This is a genomic window from Albibacterium profundi (genome assembly GCF_042159835.1).
In the GTDB taxonomy this organism is placed as follows: Bacteria; Bacteroidota; Bacteroidia; order Sphingobacteriales; family Sphingobacteriaceae; genus Albibacterium; species Albibacterium profundi.
In genome coordinates, this window is the sequence record NZ_JBBVGT010000002.1 from 1,053,884 (window position 1) to 1,070,838 (window position 16,955).

General features: G+C 41.2%; 15 protein-coding genes. 11 read left to right on the forward strand and 4 right to left on the reverse strand.

The window, feature by feature from the left end; genetic code table 11:
- Positions 1 to 26 precede the first annotated feature (26 nt).
- Complete coding sequence (gene dxs / locus WKR92_RS06065) at positions 27 to 1,955, reverse strand: 1-deoxy-D-xylulose-5-phosphate synthase (RefSeq protein WP_375556927.1); 1,929 nt, start codon at positions 1,953 to 1,955, stop codon at positions 27 to 29.
- A 165-nt stretch (positions 1,956 to 2,120) separates the two neighbouring features.
- Here dxs and WKR92_RS06070 point away from each other — a divergent pair, with 165 nt between their 5' ends.
- The 3 genes from WKR92_RS06070 (at position 2,121) to WKR92_RS06080 (ending at position 5,224) form a co-directional block, all read left to right on the forward strand.
- A complete protein-coding gene (locus WKR92_RS06070) occupies positions 2,121 to 2,873 on the forward strand; it encodes a segregation and condensation protein A (RefSeq protein WP_375556928.1) in 753 nt (250 codons plus the stop codon).
- Positions 2,874 to 3,010: 137 nt separating this feature from the next.
- Positions 3,011 to 4,282: a serine hydroxymethyltransferase gene (gene glyA / locus WKR92_RS06075; protein WP_375556929.1), complete on the forward strand. Its 1,272-nt coding sequence runs from the start codon at positions 3,011 to 3,013 to the stop codon at positions 4,280 to 4,282.
- Between the two features lie 108 nt (positions 4,283 to 4,390).
- Positions 4,391 to 5,224 carry a siderophore-interacting protein gene (locus tag WKR92_RS06080; protein ID WP_375556930.1) on the forward strand — a complete coding sequence of 278 codons (834 nt, stop codon included), beginning with the start codon at positions 4,391 to 4,393 and terminating at the stop codon, positions 5,222 to 5,224.
- A 174-nt stretch (positions 5,225 to 5,398) separates the two neighbouring features.
- Here WKR92_RS06080 and WKR92_RS06085 read toward each other — a convergent pair whose 3' ends face one another.
- Positions 5,399 to 6,097 carry a ComF family protein gene (locus WKR92_RS06085; protein ID WP_375556931.1) on the reverse strand — a complete coding sequence of 233 codons (699 nt, stop codon included), beginning with the start codon at positions 6,095 to 6,097 and terminating at the stop codon, positions 5,399 to 5,401.
- 2 nt (positions 6,098 to 6,099) lie between these two features.
- Complete coding sequence (gene rlmN, locus WKR92_RS06090; protein ID WP_375556932.1) at positions 6,100 to 7,146, reverse strand: dual-specificity RNA methyltransferase RlmN; 1,047 nt, start codon at positions 7,144 to 7,146, stop codon at positions 6,100 to 6,102.
- 165 nt (positions 7,147 to 7,311) lie between these two features.
- On the opposite strand from rlmN, the gene WKR92_RS06095 reads away from it, so the two are divergent.
- The 8 genes from WKR92_RS06095 (at position 7,312) to WKR92_RS06130 (ending at position 16,313) form a co-directional block, all read left to right on the forward strand.
- Complete coding sequence (locus WKR92_RS06095; RefSeq protein ID WP_375556933.1) at positions 7,312 to 8,484, forward strand: amidohydrolase family protein; 1,173 nt, start codon at positions 7,312 to 7,314, stop codon at positions 8,482 to 8,484.
- A 65-nt stretch (positions 8,485 to 8,549) separates the two neighbouring features.
- Entirely contained in the window at positions 8,550 to 10,100 is a 1,551-nt protein-coding gene (locus tag WKR92_RS06100; RefSeq protein ID WP_375556934.1) for a lipopolysaccharide biosynthesis protein, read from the forward strand.
- Complete coding sequence (gene dut / locus WKR92_RS06105) at positions 10,090 to 10,527, forward strand: dUTP diphosphatase (protein ID WP_375556935.1); 438 nt, start codon at positions 10,090 to 10,092, stop codon at positions 10,525 to 10,527. The genes WKR92_RS06100 and dut overlap by 11 nt, the downstream gene beginning before the upstream one ends.
- A 19-nt stretch (positions 10,528 to 10,546) precedes the next feature.
- Complete coding sequence (locus tag WKR92_RS06110; RefSeq protein ID WP_375556936.1) at positions 10,547 to 12,265, forward strand: tetratricopeptide repeat protein; 1,719 nt, start codon at positions 10,547 to 10,549, stop codon at positions 12,263 to 12,265.
- Positions 12,255 to 13,034, forward strand: a complete 780-nt coding sequence (gene lolB1, locus WKR92_RS06115; protein ID WP_511261554.1) for a lipoprotein insertase outer membrane protein LolB1 — start codon at positions 12,255 to 12,257, stop codon at positions 13,032 to 13,034. The genes WKR92_RS06110 and lolB1 overlap by 11 nt, the downstream gene beginning before the upstream one ends.
- A gap of 97 nt (positions 13,035 to 13,131) precedes the next feature.
- Positions 13,132 to 14,442, forward strand: a complete 1,311-nt coding sequence (locus tag WKR92_RS06120) for a murein hydrolase activator EnvC family protein (RefSeq protein ID WP_375556938.1) — start codon at positions 13,132 to 13,134, stop codon at positions 14,440 to 14,442.
- 103 nt (positions 14,443 to 14,545) lie between these two features.
- On the forward strand, positions 14,546 to 14,752 hold the full coding sequence (locus tag WKR92_RS06125) for a Sec-independent protein translocase subunit TatA/TatB (protein WP_375556939.1): 207 nt from the start codon (positions 14,546 to 14,548) through the stop codon (positions 14,750 to 14,752).
- A gap of 121 nt (positions 14,753 to 14,873) precedes the next feature.
- Positions 14,874 to 16,313: a lytic transglycosylase domain-containing protein gene (locus WKR92_RS06130; protein WP_375556940.1), complete on the forward strand. Its 1,440-nt coding sequence runs from the start codon at positions 14,874 to 14,876 to the stop codon at positions 16,311 to 16,313.
- Between the two features lie 17 nt (positions 16,314 to 16,330).
- On the opposite strand, the gene WKR92_RS06135 is transcribed toward WKR92_RS06130, so the two are convergent.
- On the reverse strand, positions 16,331 to 16,837 hold the full coding sequence (locus WKR92_RS06135; protein ID WP_375556941.1) for a phosphoribosyltransferase family protein: 507 nt from the start codon (positions 16,835 to 16,837) through the stop codon (positions 16,331 to 16,333).
- Positions 16,838 to 16,955 lie beyond the last annotated feature (118 nt).

Genomic DNA, 16,955 nt, shown 5'->3' on the forward strand with positions numbered 1-16,955 from the left:
TGTTGTTGTATCTTTATTTTTTCAAATTAGCCCGCCAACGTATCTGTAATTCTACTTACGGCTAAATTCTTTACTTCTTTGATTATCGAGTTAGCATCATATCCACACTCATTCCAAAGTTCTGATTGTTCACCATGCTCCACCACTCTATCAGGAATGCCTAAGCGAACGACCTGAGCAAAATAGCTCTTGTCCGCCATATACTCTAAAATCGCGCTGCCCATTCCCCCCTCAAGCACCCCGTCTTCGACAGTGATAATCTTTTTGTATTTCTTAAACACCTCGTCCAGTAAAGAATGGTCAAGTGGTTTTGCAAAACGCATATCATAATGAGCAGGATAAATACCTTCCTCGTTTAATGCTATCCTAGCTTTGCTAACTTCATTCCCTATATGGCCAATGGAAAGAATCGCAACATCCTCACCGTCACATAGTTTTCTTCCTTTCCCTATCTCAATCTCCTTCATAGGCTGACGCCAATCAACCATAACACCCTGTCCGCGTGGATATCGGATCACAAAAGGCCCCATATCAGGCAACTGTGCGGTATACATCAAATTTCTTAACTCTTCTTCATTCATCGGGGCCGATACCGTCATATTCGGAACACAACGCATATATGCCAAATCATAGGCCCCATGATGTGTTGCTCCATCTGCGCCAGCAATGCCTGCACGATCCAAACAAAAAACAACATTGAGCTTCTGCAAAGCTACATCATGAATGACCTGATCATAGGCCCGCTGCATAAAACTAGAATAGATATTACAAAACGGCACCATACCCTGTGTTGCCAAACCCGCTGAAAAAGTGACCGCATGCTGCTCGGCAATACCAACGTCAAAAGCACGGTCCGGCATAGCTTTCATCATGATATTCAATGATGAACCTGATGGCATGGCCGGCGTGATACCCATGATTTTGTCATTCTTTTCGGCTAGTTCAACAATCGTATGACCGAAAACATCTTGATATTTAGGAGGTACCGGTTTAATGGGAACCGATTTTTTTATCTCGCCTGTAATTTTGTCGAACAAACCCGGGGCATGCCATTTGGTTTGATCTTTTTCTGCCATCGCAAAACCTTTACCTTTCACGGTTATACAGTGCAGGAGCTTAGGCCCTGGGATATCTTTCAAATCTTCCAATGTCTTCACCAAGCGCTTAACATCATGCCCGTCGACCGGACCAAAGTATCTGAACTTCAAGGATTCAAACAAATTGCTGTTCTTTAGCAATGTGCCTTTAATGCTCTTTTCAATCTTCTTAACCATGCCCAGAGCATCCGGACCTAATTCGGAAATTTTCCCCAAGACAAAACCAATGTCGTCGCGAAAACGATTGTAGGACTTTGAAGTGGACATACTTGTCAAGTATTCCTTCAACGCTCCTACATTGGGGTCAATAGACATACAGTTATCATTTAAAATAACCAGCAAATTGGTATTCGCAATTCCTGCATGATTCAGAGCCTCGAAAGCTAATCCAGCTGTCATTGCACCATCACCAATTACTGCCACATGCTGCCTATCCGTTTCTCCCTTATACGCCGAAGCCACCGCCATACCTAATGCCGCGGAAATGGACGTTGACGAATGCCCCACGCCAAAGGTATCATACTCACTCTCACTGCGTTTTGGAAAGCCGCTTAATCCATTATATCGACGATTGGTATAGAACAACTCCCGCCGACCAGTCAGGATTTTGTGACCATAAGCCTGATGTCCTACATCCCAGACCAGTTGATCATAAGGCGTATTCAGTACATAATGTAAAGCTACCGTCAATTCCACCACTCCCAAGCTTGCTCCAAAATGCCCTCCATACACCGAAACCACGTCAACGATATATTGACGCAGCTCCTTACTTAGCTGCTCTAAATCAAACTCTTTCAGCTTTTTTAGATCTGCGGGTGTGGTTATATTTTTGAGTAACTCTCCCGGTTCAAAATCCATATTCAAAACTTCTTACAAAACTTTTACAAATTAAGTCATAATATTTATAACATCCTAAGCGAACACCTTCCTAAGGTAATGATACAGGCTTATTGATTAATGAAACAGATTCAATACTAATATAAGTTTTTTACATTTGCATATAAAGATTCTTGGCGATTATCGATGAAGGAAACACCATTTGAAATTAACCTCCCACAGTTTGAAGGACCCTTTGACCTGCTATTATTCTTCATTGAACGCGATGAATTAAACATACATGACATCCCCATCGCTAAAATAACCCAAGATTTTTTAGACTATATCCAGCAAATGACGGCATTGAATGTCGAAATCGCCAGTGAGTTTATTTTTGTTGCCGCGACGCTCATGCGAATCAAGGCCAGAACCTTGTTGCCTAGCAATAAAGCGGATGAAGAAGATGAAATCGATCCTAAAGAAGATCTTATACAAAAGCTAATTATATACAAGCAGTTCAAAGATATTTGTGAAGAGCTACGTACGTTAGAGGAAAAACGAAGTAAGATGGAAAAACGAAAATATATCCATCAAGATCTAGACCGAGCTGCTGAGACAAGGGAATATCAAGAGGAGCTCCAGTCGTTCGACCTGTACAAGCTCATGCACGTCTATGAACGCCTAATGAAAAATCACCATGGTCGCAGCCAAGAAGTAAAACATCAGGTGGTTCAATATCCGTATACGATTGAAGCACAAAAGAAAGCCCTGGCCGACCTGCTCCTGGTCAATGAAAAAATTGACTTCCAGACGCTTTTAAAAAGCTCTGAGAATAAGGTGCATTTCGTATACAATTTCTTGGCGATCCTAGAAATGCTTCAGCAGCAATTAGTGGACATCCAAATACAAAGTGGCTATAACAATTTTTTGGTCTTAGGAAAAAACGAACACCAGAATTAAGCAATTTCCTTTTTATTAAACAGCGGTGGCTACCACTGTTTAATTCGACAGGCGCAATCGACGATTTTCCAAATATTTCCGGCATTAAAACATTCATTTTTATATCTTTGGCTTTTATCTGATTTTATTTAGAACACATGGAAAGAGACAATCTAATATTCGACCTGATCAACGAAGAATTGGAGCGACAAGAAGAAGGCTTAGAGCTAATCGCCTCCGAAAATTTTGTTAGCAAACAGGTGATGGAAGCCGCTGGATCGGTATTGACGAACAAATATGCTGAGGGGCTTCCGGGAAAACGTTATTATGGAGGTTGCGAAGTAGTTGACGAAATTGAAACCATTGCAATCGACAGAGCCAAGCAGCTATTTAATGCTGAATGGGCAAACGTCCAGCCACATTCCGGAGCTCAGGCAAATGCTGCTGTCTTTCTGGCAATCTTAAAACCAGGTGATAAAATACTAGGTTTTGATCTTTCTCATGGCGGACATTTAACCCATGGGTCACCTGTAAACTCTTCAGGCAAACTTTATCAACCGTTTTTCTACGGAGTTGAGAAAGAAACCGGTCGGATCGATTACAAGGCACTCGAAGAAACGGCACTTCGTGAAAAACCAAAATTGATTATTTGCGGTGCTTCAGCTTATTCTCGGGATTGGGATTACAAATTCATTCGCGAAGTAGCTGATAAAATTGGCGCATTGGTATTAGCTGATATCTCCCATCCAGCCGGACTGATAGCACGTGGTTTGTTGAATGACCCGCTTCCACATTGCCATATCGTGACTACTACCACACACAAAACACTTCGTGGCCCTCGTGGTGGTCTAATCCTTTTGGGCAAAGACTTCGAAAATCCATTCGGACTAAAAACTCCAAAGGGTGAAACCCGAATGATGTCATCGCTGTTAGACCTGGCAGTTTTTCCTGGAACACAGGGAGGCCCATTAGAACATACCATTGCAGCAAAAGCTATCGCATTTGGCGAAGCCTTAAGCGATGAGTACATGGACTATATTGTTCAGGTTAAGAAAAATGCCGAAGCAATGGCCAAGGCTTTTATTGAAAAAGACTATCAAGTTATTTCCGGAGGAACCGATAACCACCTAATGCTTATCGATCTCCGCAATAAAGATATCACCGGAAAGGTAGCGGAACGCGTGCTAGGAGAAGCCGGCATCACCATTAACAAAAACATGATCCCTTTTGATGACAAATCCGCATTCATAACATCGGGAATCCGCGTAGGAACCGCTGCTATCACAACCCGCGGTTTGAAAGAAGAGGATATGAAAACCGTTGTCGATTTTATTGACGAAGCACTAATGAATCATGAAAACGAGGATAGATTAGCTGAAATATCCACACAGGTAAATGAGATGATGGAACGTTTCCCTCTATATAAATAAAGAGACCGACTAAAGTCGAACCATACTACAAAGACAAAGAGCCACATATCCGTATGTTGGCTCTTTGTTATTTTATAATAGTAACTTTGGGAAGTTACACGAATGAGAATGAACAATAGCATGAATCCGACAGCGCAACGGTCTATATTAACCGTGAAGAAAAAAGAAAATCTAACGCCGCATTATATACGTATTACATTCACCGGCGATGACGTTCCTCTATTTAAGGACGCAACGATCGGCAAAAACAACAAAATTTTTCTTCCGCCCGAAGGAACTAAGGAAGTTCACTTCCCGATGGTTGACGAAGCCAACGGTGACGCAGAAGAAATCCCTGAAAATCTAAAGCCGATAAGACGCACCTATACACATCGCGGTATCGACTTGGATAAAGGAGAAATGTACGTCGATTTCATAGCACATGGCGATAGTGGGCCGGCATCTGCTTGGGCCCTCCGCGCAAAACCTGGTGATCCGCTTGGAATAGCCATGAAACTTGGGACCGGCCCTCTGCACCCGCCTGCAGATTGGTTTCTTTTCGTTTGTGATGCAACAGGTATTCCTGTAATAGCGAGTATCTTGGAACATCTACCGGCAAATGTCAAAGGTGAAGCATACATCGAAGTTCTTAATGAAGAAGAGGAATTGCCGCTGGCGACTGAGGCAGATATTTCAATTCACTGGATTCACAATCCTCAACCAGGAGAAAAGCAAGTGCTGCCCGAGGTTGTCCGAAAAGCTAATATTCCAGACCATAGCAATACCTCAGTTTTTGGATACGTAGCAGCTGAGTTCTCTAGTGTTAAAGCAATCCGCTATTTCTTACGTAAGGAAGTTGGCTGGCCGCAATCAGCCTTATATGCCTATTCTTACTGGAAGTTCGGCAAAAGCGAAGACGGGTCAGTTAGCGACCGTCAAGAAGAAAAAAAATCGTTTTCATAAGAATGTAATTTGTGGCTATTAGCCGACAAATGACAAGGAGCTTGTTCTACTCAATTCCCAATCAGTACCCAATTGTGTCCCTATTGGACTCGCTCAAACGGCCGTTTACAGAGTGTCTATTGCATTCCAGTAACCGACAACTACCAGCGCGTACTGAGCATGCCTTAATCAACTTTACTTCGTGAAAGCGAGTGTAGCAACACTTAGCTTAATGTTCTGTACTCGCAATAGCGCGATGGCACAAGCCTCCAGGGTAGCGCCGGTGGTCAACACGTCATCGACTAACAAAACATGCTTATTTTCAAATTCATCGGGTTTATGAATTGCGAACATATTTTCCATGTTTTCAAAGCGCTCATATCGCCCACTGGTTTTGGTCTGGCTTTTCTTATGAACCAAACGAATGAGGTTACCTGTTGAAACCTGAGCTCCCAATACTTCTGACAAACCATGTGCGATGTATTCACTCTGATTATAGCCTCGCTGTCGTTGTCTTTTCTTGTGCAAAGGGACGGGGACAATGACATCGATATCTTGAAAGTAGGCTGAATCTTTGACAATCTCTCCATAGCGCTGCCCTAGAAACCGAGCCAGTGCAAAGCCATTCTGATATTTAATGTGGTGGATAATCCTTTGAACGCGTGAACCACCCGTAAAGTATAAGTAAGCACTCACCTTAGCAAGTGGAAGACGAGCTTTAAGTCGCCGATCAATCAGACTATCCGAATCAAGATGATAATTGGTTACCGGCAAATCATAACTGCAATTTAAGCACAAGTATTTTTCTTGCTTGACCAGGTTTCTATTGCAGCCAATACAGAGTTCAGGAAAAAGAAGCGCAATAGAGTCTTTAACTAAATCTATAAGAGACATGTTTATTTTTCCTTGACAGCCAGCTGCCCGCAGGCAGCATCAATATCTTTACCTCTGCTTCTACGTATACGCGTGTTAATTCCCTTTTCCCGTAAAAAGTCGGCAAAAAGGTCGATTTTATCAGCTCCCGCATTTTCGTAATCGGCAAAAGCTATGGGGTTGTATTCGATTATATTGACCATACAAGGAACGTGCTTGCAAAACTGAGCTAATTCAGCAGCGTCGATCAACTCATCATTAAAATCATTGAAGACAATATATTCATAGGTTACCGGATTTTTAGTCTTCGCATAATAGTACTTTAATGCTTCAGCAAGGGCATCGAGCGAGTTTTGCTCATTGATTGGCATAATCTCGTTACGTTTCTTATCGTTCGCTGCGTGAAGTGAGAGTGCCAGATTAAAGCGCACCTCATCATCTCCTAACTTTTTAATCATCTTAGCAATACCAGCCGTGGAAACCGTAATTCGTTTTGGCGACATATTAAGTCCATCAGGCGACGTGATCCGGTCGATCGACTTCAGCACATTCGAATAATTCAGCAGTGGCTCACCCATACCCATATATACGATATTGCTAAGAGGTTTATGATAGTTCTCTTCAGCCTGTCGGTTAATCAGAACCACTTGATCGTAAATTTCGTCCGCGTTCACATTTCTCTTTCGATCCATGTAGCCTGTCGCACAAAACTTGCAAGACAAACTGCAACCTACTTGTGAACTCACACAAGCCGTCATCCGATTGGACGTAGGGATCAAAACTCCTTCAATTATATTAGAATCATAAAGTTTGAAGGCATTCTTAATAGTTTCATCTGAGCTTAATTGAGAGCTATGAATAGAAACCGGATTGATTACATATTGTGCTTTTAACTTTTCACGAAGATCTTTGCTTAAATTACTCATCTGATCAAAGTCAACACAGGATTTCTGCCAGAGCCATTCATATATCTGCTTTGCACGAAATGCCTTCTCACCAATACCTTCTATATTCGCTTTTAATTCATTGAGAGTCAATGAACGAATATCAATTTGTTTAGAAATTCCCATGATGTCGCAAAGTTACAGGTTTTTGAACAGAAAACTCCATGGCAATTAATTAACGATAGATAAAATAAAAGCACATTTTGTTCGTTGCGTCAATTTTTTTTCTATATTAGAAAAGTATTAATTTTGTTGCGTTCATAATTGATCGCTTAAAACCTCTTTTTTAGAATGCGTAGATACGTCTCGGCCGATTATCTTTTCCCAGTAAATACCCCTCCTATAAGGAACGGGGTAATCGTAATGGATGAAGAAGGAGAGATCATCAAATTAATTTCGGACGAACAGGTGCCTTCGGGAATATCAGTTGAAGAGCATCGCGGTATCCTTGTTCCGGGTTTTGTTAACTCTCATTGCCATTTAGAGTTATCGTATCTACATAAGCAGATACCATCCGAAACAGGCTTAATCGACTTTATTCGTTCCGTGACCGCCGAACGGTCGGTTGAGCAGCAGGCCATTGATACGGCCATAAGAGAGGCGGATGAAGCCATGCAAAAAGAGGGCATCGTGGTGGTTGGTGATATCGCCAATACGCTGAACAGCCGCCAAGTAAAACTCGATAGCTCCATCCACTATCATACATTTGCGGAGGTGTTTAACTTTAATCCTGAAGAAGCGAAAGAAACATTTAAAAAAGGCAACGATCTTTGCGAAGCTTTTTCACCTTTATCTTCATCGATTACTCCTCATGCTCCATATTCAGTTACCAAAGAGCTATTCCGATATATAAAGTCTTTTTGTGATGATGGACACAATCTGATTAGCATTCATAATCAAGAGTCTGAAGAAGAAAACAAGCTCTACCGATACAAAACAGGTGCATTCGTTAATTTTTACGAGTCATTCAACAAGGATATCAGCTTCTTCAAAGCCCAAGCTCGGAACTCCCTGAGATCCGTTCTTCCTTTGCTACCTGAGTCGCAGCGGATTTTACTGGTTCATAATACCTATACGTCTTTTAAAGACAACAATTTTGTGGACCGTTACAAACGTGACGTCACATGGTGTCTTTGCCCTAATGCGAACTTATATATTGAGAGCCGACTGCCGAATATCGACCTGTTTATCCGTTCGCGCCGACCCGTTGTTCTGGGAACCGATAGCTTAGCGTCAAACGACAAATTATCCATCCTGTCCGAGATTAAAACTCTCTTGAAGAATTCGAGTAATTTATCACTTGAACTGGCAATTAAATGGGCGACGATCAATGGAGCCAAATATTTTGGTGTCGACGACGTCTATGGTAGTTTGGAACCCGGAAAGAAACCAGGCGTCAATCTGCTTACAAACAACAAAGGTCTGAATATAACGGATGCAACAGAAGTCGTAAAATTAGCTTAGGGAAGCTCAAAAACAATTGTAACTTTGTTTTTTCGAAAACAAAGGTGTAAATCAAATTTCAGAGCTTGTCTACCTTAAAAAAATTTGCAGGACAAACACTTATTTATGGACTAAGCTCCGTAATTGCAAGATTACTTAGTTTTGTACTTACGCCCGTCTATGTTAAAGTCTATCAACCTGCAACCTTCGGTATCTTTACCAGCCTTTATAGTGCCGCGGCCATTTTAAATGCGGTTTTGGCTCTTGGGATGGAAACCACCTTCTTCCGTTACCTACAAAAGCATGAAGGCGACAAGCGGGCGGTATTGAACAATACTTTCTTTTTTACACTTATCACCTCCGGCGTTTTCTTGTTAGGAACCATCTTGTTCGCAAATGACATTTCTACTTTCTTATTTGAGGAAAAGGGACCTGAGCGGGTTGCGTACATCTACCTTTTTGCTTTTATATTGACTCTAGACGCCTTAGCAGTCATACCTTTTGCTCTCATCCGGGCAAATGAAAGGCCGATGCGTTATGGTGTGATCAAACTGGTTAACATTGCCGTTATGGTCACCTTTACGCTGTTGTTTATTGTGATATTGCCTTACATTGCAAAAAACAACTTAGTTGGTGCTGATTGGATCAGCGGTTGGTTGAAGTTCCAAGAAAATTCAGTACCGGTTTCCGCTAATACACTCCCTGAAATATGGGTCGGATATGCTTTTCTGGCGAACCTAATCGCCAGTGTAGTCACGCTCATTTTGCTAATACCGGAATTGTCACAATTGCAAATCCGTCCGAATAAGAAATTAATGAAAAGCATGCTATGGTATTCACTTCCCATCTTGATTGCCAATCTTTCTTTTATTATCAATGAACACTTAGATAAAGTCTTCCTTCTTAAATTATTGCCGGAAGGTATCGGCGAACGCGACTTGGGGATTTATGGTGCTTGTTCAAAAATTGCCGTTTTCCTCAGTATTGCCGTTCAAGCTTTCCGTCTCGGAGCAGAACCTTTTTTCTTCAGTCACGCCAAAAACCCGAACGCACGGACAACCTATGCGGTTATTATGGATTATTTTATCATTTTGATGTGCGTGGCTGTGGTGGGTTTAGTTGTGAACATCGACATTCTAAAGTATTTTATTGAAGGTAAAAACCTCGAAGAACAGGCCTTATATTGGTCCGGTTTGAAAATTGTCCCAATCTTATCGTTAGGCTATATTTTTCTTGGGATTTATATGAATCTTTCGATTTGGTATAAGTTATCTGATCAAACTCGTTTTGGTCTGTATATCTCAGGTATCGGTGCCATGATCACGATATTTCTAAACCTTATTTATATCCCGGAATATAGCTATGTAGCATCGGCTTGGATAACCCTGCTAGCCTACTTTGTAATGATGGTGCTATCCTATCTCTTAGGACAAAAAAACTACCCGATACCCTACCATATTAAAAAGAACATTTGCTATATTGGTGCTGCCGCATTATTGAGCTATTTCTGTTTTTATGTACTCAACAGAGATCTTATTATCGGCAACGTAATTTTGCTAACGTTCATTGTTGCAACCATTTTCATAGAAAAGAAAAATTTCATAAATCAAATATCAAAGAATAGAGATGATAGTTAAAGTGATTAATAAATCTGGGAACGATCTGCCAAATTACCAAACAGAAGCTTCCGCTGGGATGGATCTGAGAGCCAATCTTCCTGAGGGAAATTTAAAAATAGGAACGTTGGAACGGATTTTGGTTCCTACAGGATTATTCATGGAGTTGCCTCTGGGTTTTGAAGCCCAAATCCGCCCACGCAGTGGTTTAGCGTATAAGCACGGCATTACCGTTTTAAACTCTCCGGGAACAATCGATGCAGACTACCGAGGAGAGATCAAAGTTCTTTTGGTTAATTTATCAAACGAACCATTTGAAATAGTTCATGGAGAACGGATTGCTCAAATGATAATCGCTGAACATGAGCAGGTAGACTGGGAAGAAACGAGTGAGCTAACTGACACCGTTCGTGGAGCGGGTGGATACGGCCATACTGGTGTTGTTTAATGTTTAGATTTACGTATTAATGAAATCAATCCTCTTTTCCGTCTCCTTCATCTTAATGTGGTTGTCTGCATTCAGTGTATTTGGGCAAAAGCTCGATAACCAAATTCAGGACGATAGCGTACAAGTAGACTCCATCTATCAACGAGCCCTAAACAACCTGAACACTGGGGAGTTTTATACTGCACAGAATCAGCTAGAGCAGGCCTTAGCTTTGGATAGTACCCACCAAGACGCTAACCTGAATCTGATGCGTATCTATTATGCCCAACGGAAATTTGAGGAAGCTAGGAATATAGCACTGCGCCTTACTGCATTAAATCCGCAACGAGAGGATCATTGGATCGCTTTGGCGGACACCTACAAAGCGCTAGAAGACTATACAGGTTTGATACGAGTGTATAATAAACTTATTCGGTTAAACCCCGAAGAATCTTCATATTACTATGATAAGGCCTTCACTCTTTCACTAAACGGCCAGGAAGAAGGTGCATTACAACTTTATCAGAGCATTGAAGATAAGTTTGGCCTGACGGACCGTCTCTTCCTTGCAAGGAACGAGTTATATAGACAGCAAAAAGATCGTAAAAAAGCTCTCTCTGTTGCAAAAAACTTTGTTCAACACAAGCCTCATACGAGTCATTCTCATTTGATGTTGGCAAATACGTATCTTGATTTTGACAAGCCGAAAGATGCATTAAAAACGTTGGAGGGACTCGAATCTGAATTCCCGAACGACCCGTATATACCGCTGACGAAGGCAGACGCATACCAAGCATTAAAAGACTACTCAAAGCTATCGGATGAACTGCAGAAGGCGTTCGTAATGGATAGCCTATCGATGAACAATAAAGTACGGACCGTGTATAATGTGTTGCAAGGAAGCAACGAGGGAAAATCGTTAAAAATAGCTGCGGACATAAGCAATGTCCTCGTCGATAAGTATCCCAATGAGGCGTTGGCACAAGCTGTATTTGGTGACATTGCTTTACAACAGGGTAAAGAGGACCTAGCTTATGAGGCATTTTCTAAAGCTATCGACTTGAATAAGAAGCTATATATCGTTTGGGAACAGCTTCTGCAATTAGAAGTTGCCAACAACAAGCTCTTGGAAGCTCAAGAACATGGACTGGAAGCTATCAATCAATTCCCCGACAATTCGATAATATTGCTTTTTACCGGCTATGCATATCTTCTTGACAAAAAATATCAAGAGGCTCGCGCGTTCTTAGAAGAGTCCTTAAATAAAGCCGATCCGAAAAATGAAGCTTTAATGGTACAAATATACAGTGCTCTGGGGGATAACTACCATGCACTCGATATGGGGCCGGCATCCAATATAGCGTATAGCGAAGCATTAAAAATTGATAGCAACAATACATACGTGCTTAATAATTTTGCGTATTATCTTGCGTTAAGAAAAGAGGAACTGACTAAAGCGGCAAGCATGTCTAAAAAATCGAATGAACTAGAACCGGATAATGCCTCTTATCAGGACACCTATGCCTGGGTGCTGTTTCAACAGGGTGATTACGATGCAGCACTGATGTGGATTGACAAAGCAGTTAAAAGTTCAGTCGACCCGTCGGCGACACTGATTGAGCATAAAGGTGACATCCTTTTTAAACTTGGTAAAAAACAAGAAGCAGTCAAGTTATGGGAACGTGCTTTGAAACTAAGCGAGACAGGTGATAATGAAAAATTGAGTCAAAAAGTGGATACAAAAGAATATGTGGACTAGTAGAAACATAATAATCGGAATTTTCTTGCTGTTGTTTACAACAGCTTGTTCAACCACCAAAACCGTCAGTACAAGCGGCGGGGCAGCTAAAGAGCTTTCCAAAAAAGCTAAACGAGATTTTATGTCAGCGATTGCAGCAAACAAATTGCAATATGAGACATTTAGCACAAAGGCTAAAACAAAGTTGAGTGTCGATAACAAATCCTTTAATTCAACACTAAACATCCGGATTAAAAGCAATGAGACAATCTGGATCTCCGCCACCGCTTTTTTAGGGATTGAAGCGGCAAGAATTATGATAACACCCGATCGGATCCAAATCATAAATAGATTACAAAGCACGTATATCGACAAGCCGTTTGAATATATCTATAACTATACTGCCCGAGAGTTGACATTCCAAGAGCTAGAAGATCTTCTCATCGGTAATGCAATGGCTTTCTACGACAACGAGATCAACCAGATGTTGACATTGGGGGATTCCTATTTGATTATGGGTCAGTTAGAAAATTTAGATTTCGAAATGACCTTCGGAGAAAATTATTCTTTAAAACAGACTAAACTTTCCGAGGACAGTCGCAGTCAAAGCATGCAGGTTGACTATAGAAACTTTACGGATGTCGAAGCTTTCAAAGTCCCTAAAACAGTAGATATAAGTCTGACAGCTGAAAAAGCAGATTTAAACGCTGAAATGGAATACGAAGATATACGTTTTAATAAAGACGTAGAATTTCCATTTTCAGTTCCTACACGATACAAAAAGCTATAAGGCTATGGTTCAATAAAGTGTGAGCTGTTGGAAATATAATTATTAACTTCGTAGCCGAAAAAAGAACGTAAGGGGTTTACACTTAGCACTGAGAAGAATGAATTTGATTAGAAAGATAACCATTGTTTTAACACTGATATTCCTTTCTGCCGTAAGTTTCGCACAATCCAGTGCGGAGCTAAAAAAACAACGTGAACGCCTCGACCGGGAAATTAGTCTCCTTAATGAAAGTTTAAAAGAAACTTCCAGTAGCAAGGCTCTCACTTTAAAGCAGGTCAATGCTCTCAACACACAGATTCAACTTCGAGAACGTAAGATCAGTACGATAAGCTCAGAAGTGCGGCTTATCGAAAGACAAATTCAAGATAACACGCAGGAAATTAAGAAACTGGAAGAGCAGCTCGAGAAACTTAAGAAAGATTATGCTAGTATGATCCGTTTTGCGTTCCGGAACAAGAACGGCTATAATAAAATGATGTTTATCTTTGCGTCAAAGGACTTTAATCAAGCTTTTAAACGCGTTAAGTACCTTCAGCAATTCAGCGAATCCCGAAAAAACCAAGCAAAAGAGATCGAAGAGACCCAGGGAACCATCAAGCGGAAAATTGAGGAGCTAGCTGCAGCGAAGAAAGAACAATCCGCCTTATTAGAAGTTCAGCAGGCCGAGCGAAATAAGTTGAATGGTCAAAAGAGTGAAAAATCGAAGGTAGTCAGTAGCTTTGCGAGTCAGGAAAAACAATACAAACAAGAAATATCAAAAAAGCAACAAGAGTCGCAACGATTAGCCCGTGCAATTCAAGCTGCCATCAGGCGAGAAATCGAAGCCGAAAGAAAACGTGCCGAAGAAGAAGCTAGGCTAGCTGCTGCAAAAGAGGCGGCCCGAGCAAAAGCAGCGGGAGAAACCCCTAAACCGGTCGAAACCGAAAAACCTGCGGCTACAGCAGCACCAAAAACTGCTTCGGGAGTTTTATCTGCAACACCCGAAGCCGCTAAACTCTCCAATGAGTTTATGGGAAATCGCGGCAAACTTCCTTGGCCGGTTGCGCAAGGAACGATTACCCAGGGCTTTGGTATGCATACCTACGGCAAGGGTGTCAAGATGGAAAATAACGGTGTTAACATTCGCACGAACAGCGGAGCTGCCGTTCGCGCAATCTTCAATGGAGAGGTGACCAGCGTGGTTCAAATGATGGGAGCCGGCTACGCAGTGATCATTCGCCACGGTAAATATTTCTCAGTTTATTCGAACCTACGATCGGTTTCAGTATCACGCGGCACAAAAGTTACAGTAAAGCAAGCAATCGGTACAGCGGCCACAGACCCTGATGAAGGTACTACGGAGGTGCATTTTGAACTTTGGGAGGGTTCGGCCCCAATAAATCCAACTCCTTGGCTTGCACGTTTCTAAATAATAGTCGTATATTTGTTTTCCTATCTGAAATGTTTTTGCATGGACGATTCAAGGGTTTATTATTAAGGTTTATTATTAATATACTTTTAAAAGTACACAAATGATTAGTACAACTTTAGGAATTTTAGGTTTGGGCGGACAAGAATTAATTCTCATAGCCTTAGCGCTATTGCTACTGTTCGGAGGAAAGAAGATTCCTGAACTAATGCGTGGTTTAGGGAAAGGGATTCGTGAGTTTAAGACGGCTCAGAACGAAGACGATAAGACAGTTTCTACCAAAGAAAAGGTAGAGGAAGAGCAAAAATAACAACCATTAAACAGCACTGAAATTTGCATTCTGCATATTCTGCTAAAGCAGTGTAGAATGCTTTTGTATTTATACAATAAATAGAGAAGGTGATCGTTTTTAAATAAAACCGATAATCAATATGCTATTAAAGCGCACCTCAGCAATAGGGCTGTCCTTACTTTTATTCAGCAGTATAGCATACAGCAACCCTATTGCGAAAACAAAGAAGGCTGACTCTACACGGATGGCTATGGTTGAGCCAATCAACTCAGCCGAAACAACAAAGGCAAGTTTACCACAACTGACAGCAGACGAGAAGCGTTTAGCTTCAAAGCCCATACATGACTTATTGGAGACTCAACACTCTCCCTTCCGACAACTTTTGGAAGCTAACCATAACAGTTATGTTAGCTCATATATCAACAAATATGCCAGTAGAAATTACACCTCACACTTGGCTGAGATGAAAGGACTCGCTTCCTATTATTTCCCTATTTTTGAAAAAATATTCCGAGAAGTTGGTATTCCTTCTGATATCAAGTATTTGTCTGTCATTGAGTCATCCCTAAATCCACATGCAGTATCAAGAGTTGGCGCAACAGGCCCTTGGCAGTTTATGTATGCGACAGCAAAGGGTTATGGTCTGCAAATCAACTCGTATGTAGATCAACGTAAGGATCCGATAGAGGCAACTTATGCTGCAGCGAACTACCTGAAAGAGGCCTACGATGTATATGACGACTGGCTTCTGGCCATTGCTTCGTATAACTGTGGAATGGGAAATGTAAACAGAGCTATTAGACGGAGTGGAAAATCAAATCCTTCATTCTGGGACATCCGGCCATATCTGCCAAATGAAACAAAAAATTATATTCCTTCTTTTATAGCAATTAGTCATGTTTTGGGGAACCCAACTGAATATCCGGTTGAAGTATCATATGCGGATCTTCCCGAGGCTGTAGACATCATTATGGTGAGTCGTAATATCAGCTTGGCTTCCGTTGCCGAAACGCTTGGAATCAGTCAGGATTATCTTTATACGTTAAACCCATCGTACAAAAAGAAGATCATTAACGGAACGAAGATAAATCCGGGGCGACTCATTGTACCGAAGGTTGCAAAGCGCGATTATGCTAAATTGTACAACTTTTTAGAAGGCAAATTGAACGGACAGAAAGTAATGCTTGCCAACAACAATGAAAGGAAGGGCGATCATTCGGCCAGTCCGCAATACCATCGGGTAAGGAAGGGCGAAAAACTAGCAGAGATAGCTTTACACTACAACGTTGAAACACGAGAACTCCTTGCATGGAACAACCTAAAAGAAGGAACTAAAATTGAAGGCAGAAACCTCATCGTCGCCACTGCTAATCCAGATGTAAAACAGCGTATCGCCGAAGAACCAAGCAAATCCAAAGAGAACAGCTATTACATCGCATATAAAGTGAGAAACGGTGATACGTTAGATGGCATTGCCAAAAGATTTAAAGGATCAACGGTTTCGTCACTTAAAGCGATGAATGGTTTGACGAACAATACGATTAAGCCCGGCATGACCCTTAAAATTATGCAGGATTAAAGTAGCGTTCTCGTCAGTTAGATAAGATAGGCTCCATCCTTATTTTTGTCGTCGGAGAAAACAACAGAAACGTGTTCATTTAAAACGGTTGACAATTTCAATCCCGCAAAATCACTTTCAACTGGATAGCTATGATGACTTCGGTCGATCATCACTGCGATACGCATTTTCTTTAAAGGGACATTAAGAAATACACCTAAGCCATAGGCCAGCGTCCTCCCACTGTTCAGAACATCATCTACTAAGACAACCACTTTATTTTTTGCCAAAGCAACATCCTTATCTGTATCTGCCTGCAAGTATGTACTTTCTTTATCTAAGGTAATCTTAATTAGATCCACCTTTTGTTTGGAAATTTTTGCAAGCTCTTCAATGATACGCGAAGCAAATACATAACCCCGTTCGGCAATAGCCGCGAAAACAAGCTCCTTCTCATCCATAGAATCTTCTAAAATTTGATATGCGATTCTTATCGTTCTCTGCTGCATTTGTTCACTATCGAGTATGGTTATTTTCTTTGACATATTGATCAGATAAAAAATAAAAGTAACTATTTTTTCGGACTAATAATTTAATCGAAAATGAAAAAATAAAAAAACCGAATGGAGAACATTCGGCTAATTTTAAGAATCTATATAGTTG

Bases quoted from the DNA above. Each gene is read 5' to 3' on its own strand.
- dxs (WP_375556927.1), bottom strand. From the start codon at position 1,955: ATGGATTTTGAACCGGGAGAGTTACTCAAAAATATAACCACACCCGCA.
- WKR92_RS06070 (WP_375556928.1), top strand. From the start codon at position 2,121: ATGAAGGAAACACCATTTGAAATTAACCTCCCACAGTTTGAAGGACCC.
- glyA (WP_375556929.1), top strand. From the start codon at position 3,011: ATGGAAAGAGACAATCTAATATTCGACCTGATCAACGAAGAATTGGAG.
- WKR92_RS06080 (WP_375556930.1), top strand. From the start codon at position 4,391: ATGAACAATAGCATGAATCCGACAGCGCAACGGTCTATATTAACCGTG.
- WKR92_RS06085 (WP_375556931.1), bottom strand. From the start codon at position 6,097: ATGTCTCTTATAGATTTAGTTAAAGACTCTATTGCGCTTCTTTTTCCT.
- rlmN (WP_375556932.1), bottom strand. From the start codon at position 7,146: ATGGGAATTTCTAAACAAATTGATATTCGTTCATTGACTCTCAATGAA.
- WKR92_RS06095 (WP_375556933.1), top strand. From the start codon at position 7,312: ATGCGTAGATACGTCTCGGCCGATTATCTTTTCCCAGTAAATACCCCT.
- dut (WP_375556935.1), top strand. From the start codon at position 10,090: ATGATAGTTAAAGTGATTAATAAATCTGGGAACGATCTGCCAAATTAC.
- WKR92_RS06110 (WP_375556936.1), top strand. From the start codon at position 10,547: ATGAAATCAATCCTCTTTTCCGTCTCCTTCATCTTAATGTGGTTGTCT.
- lolB1 (WP_511261554.1), top strand. From the start codon at position 12,255: ATGTGGACTAGTAGAAACATAATAATCGGAATTTTCTTGCTGTTGTTT.
- WKR92_RS06120 (WP_375556938.1), top strand. From the start codon at position 13,132: ATGAATTTGATTAGAAAGATAACCATTGTTTTAACACTGATATTCCTT.
- WKR92_RS06125 (WP_375556939.1), top strand. From the start codon at position 14,546: ATGATTAGTACAACTTTAGGAATTTTAGGTTTGGGCGGACAAGAATTA.
- WKR92_RS06130 (WP_375556940.1), top strand. From the start codon at position 14,874: ATGCTATTAAAGCGCACCTCAGCAATAGGGCTGTCCTTACTTTTATTC.
- WKR92_RS06135 (WP_375556941.1), bottom strand. From the start codon at position 16,837: ATGTCAAAGAAAATAACCATACTCGATAGTGAACAAATGCAGCAGAGA.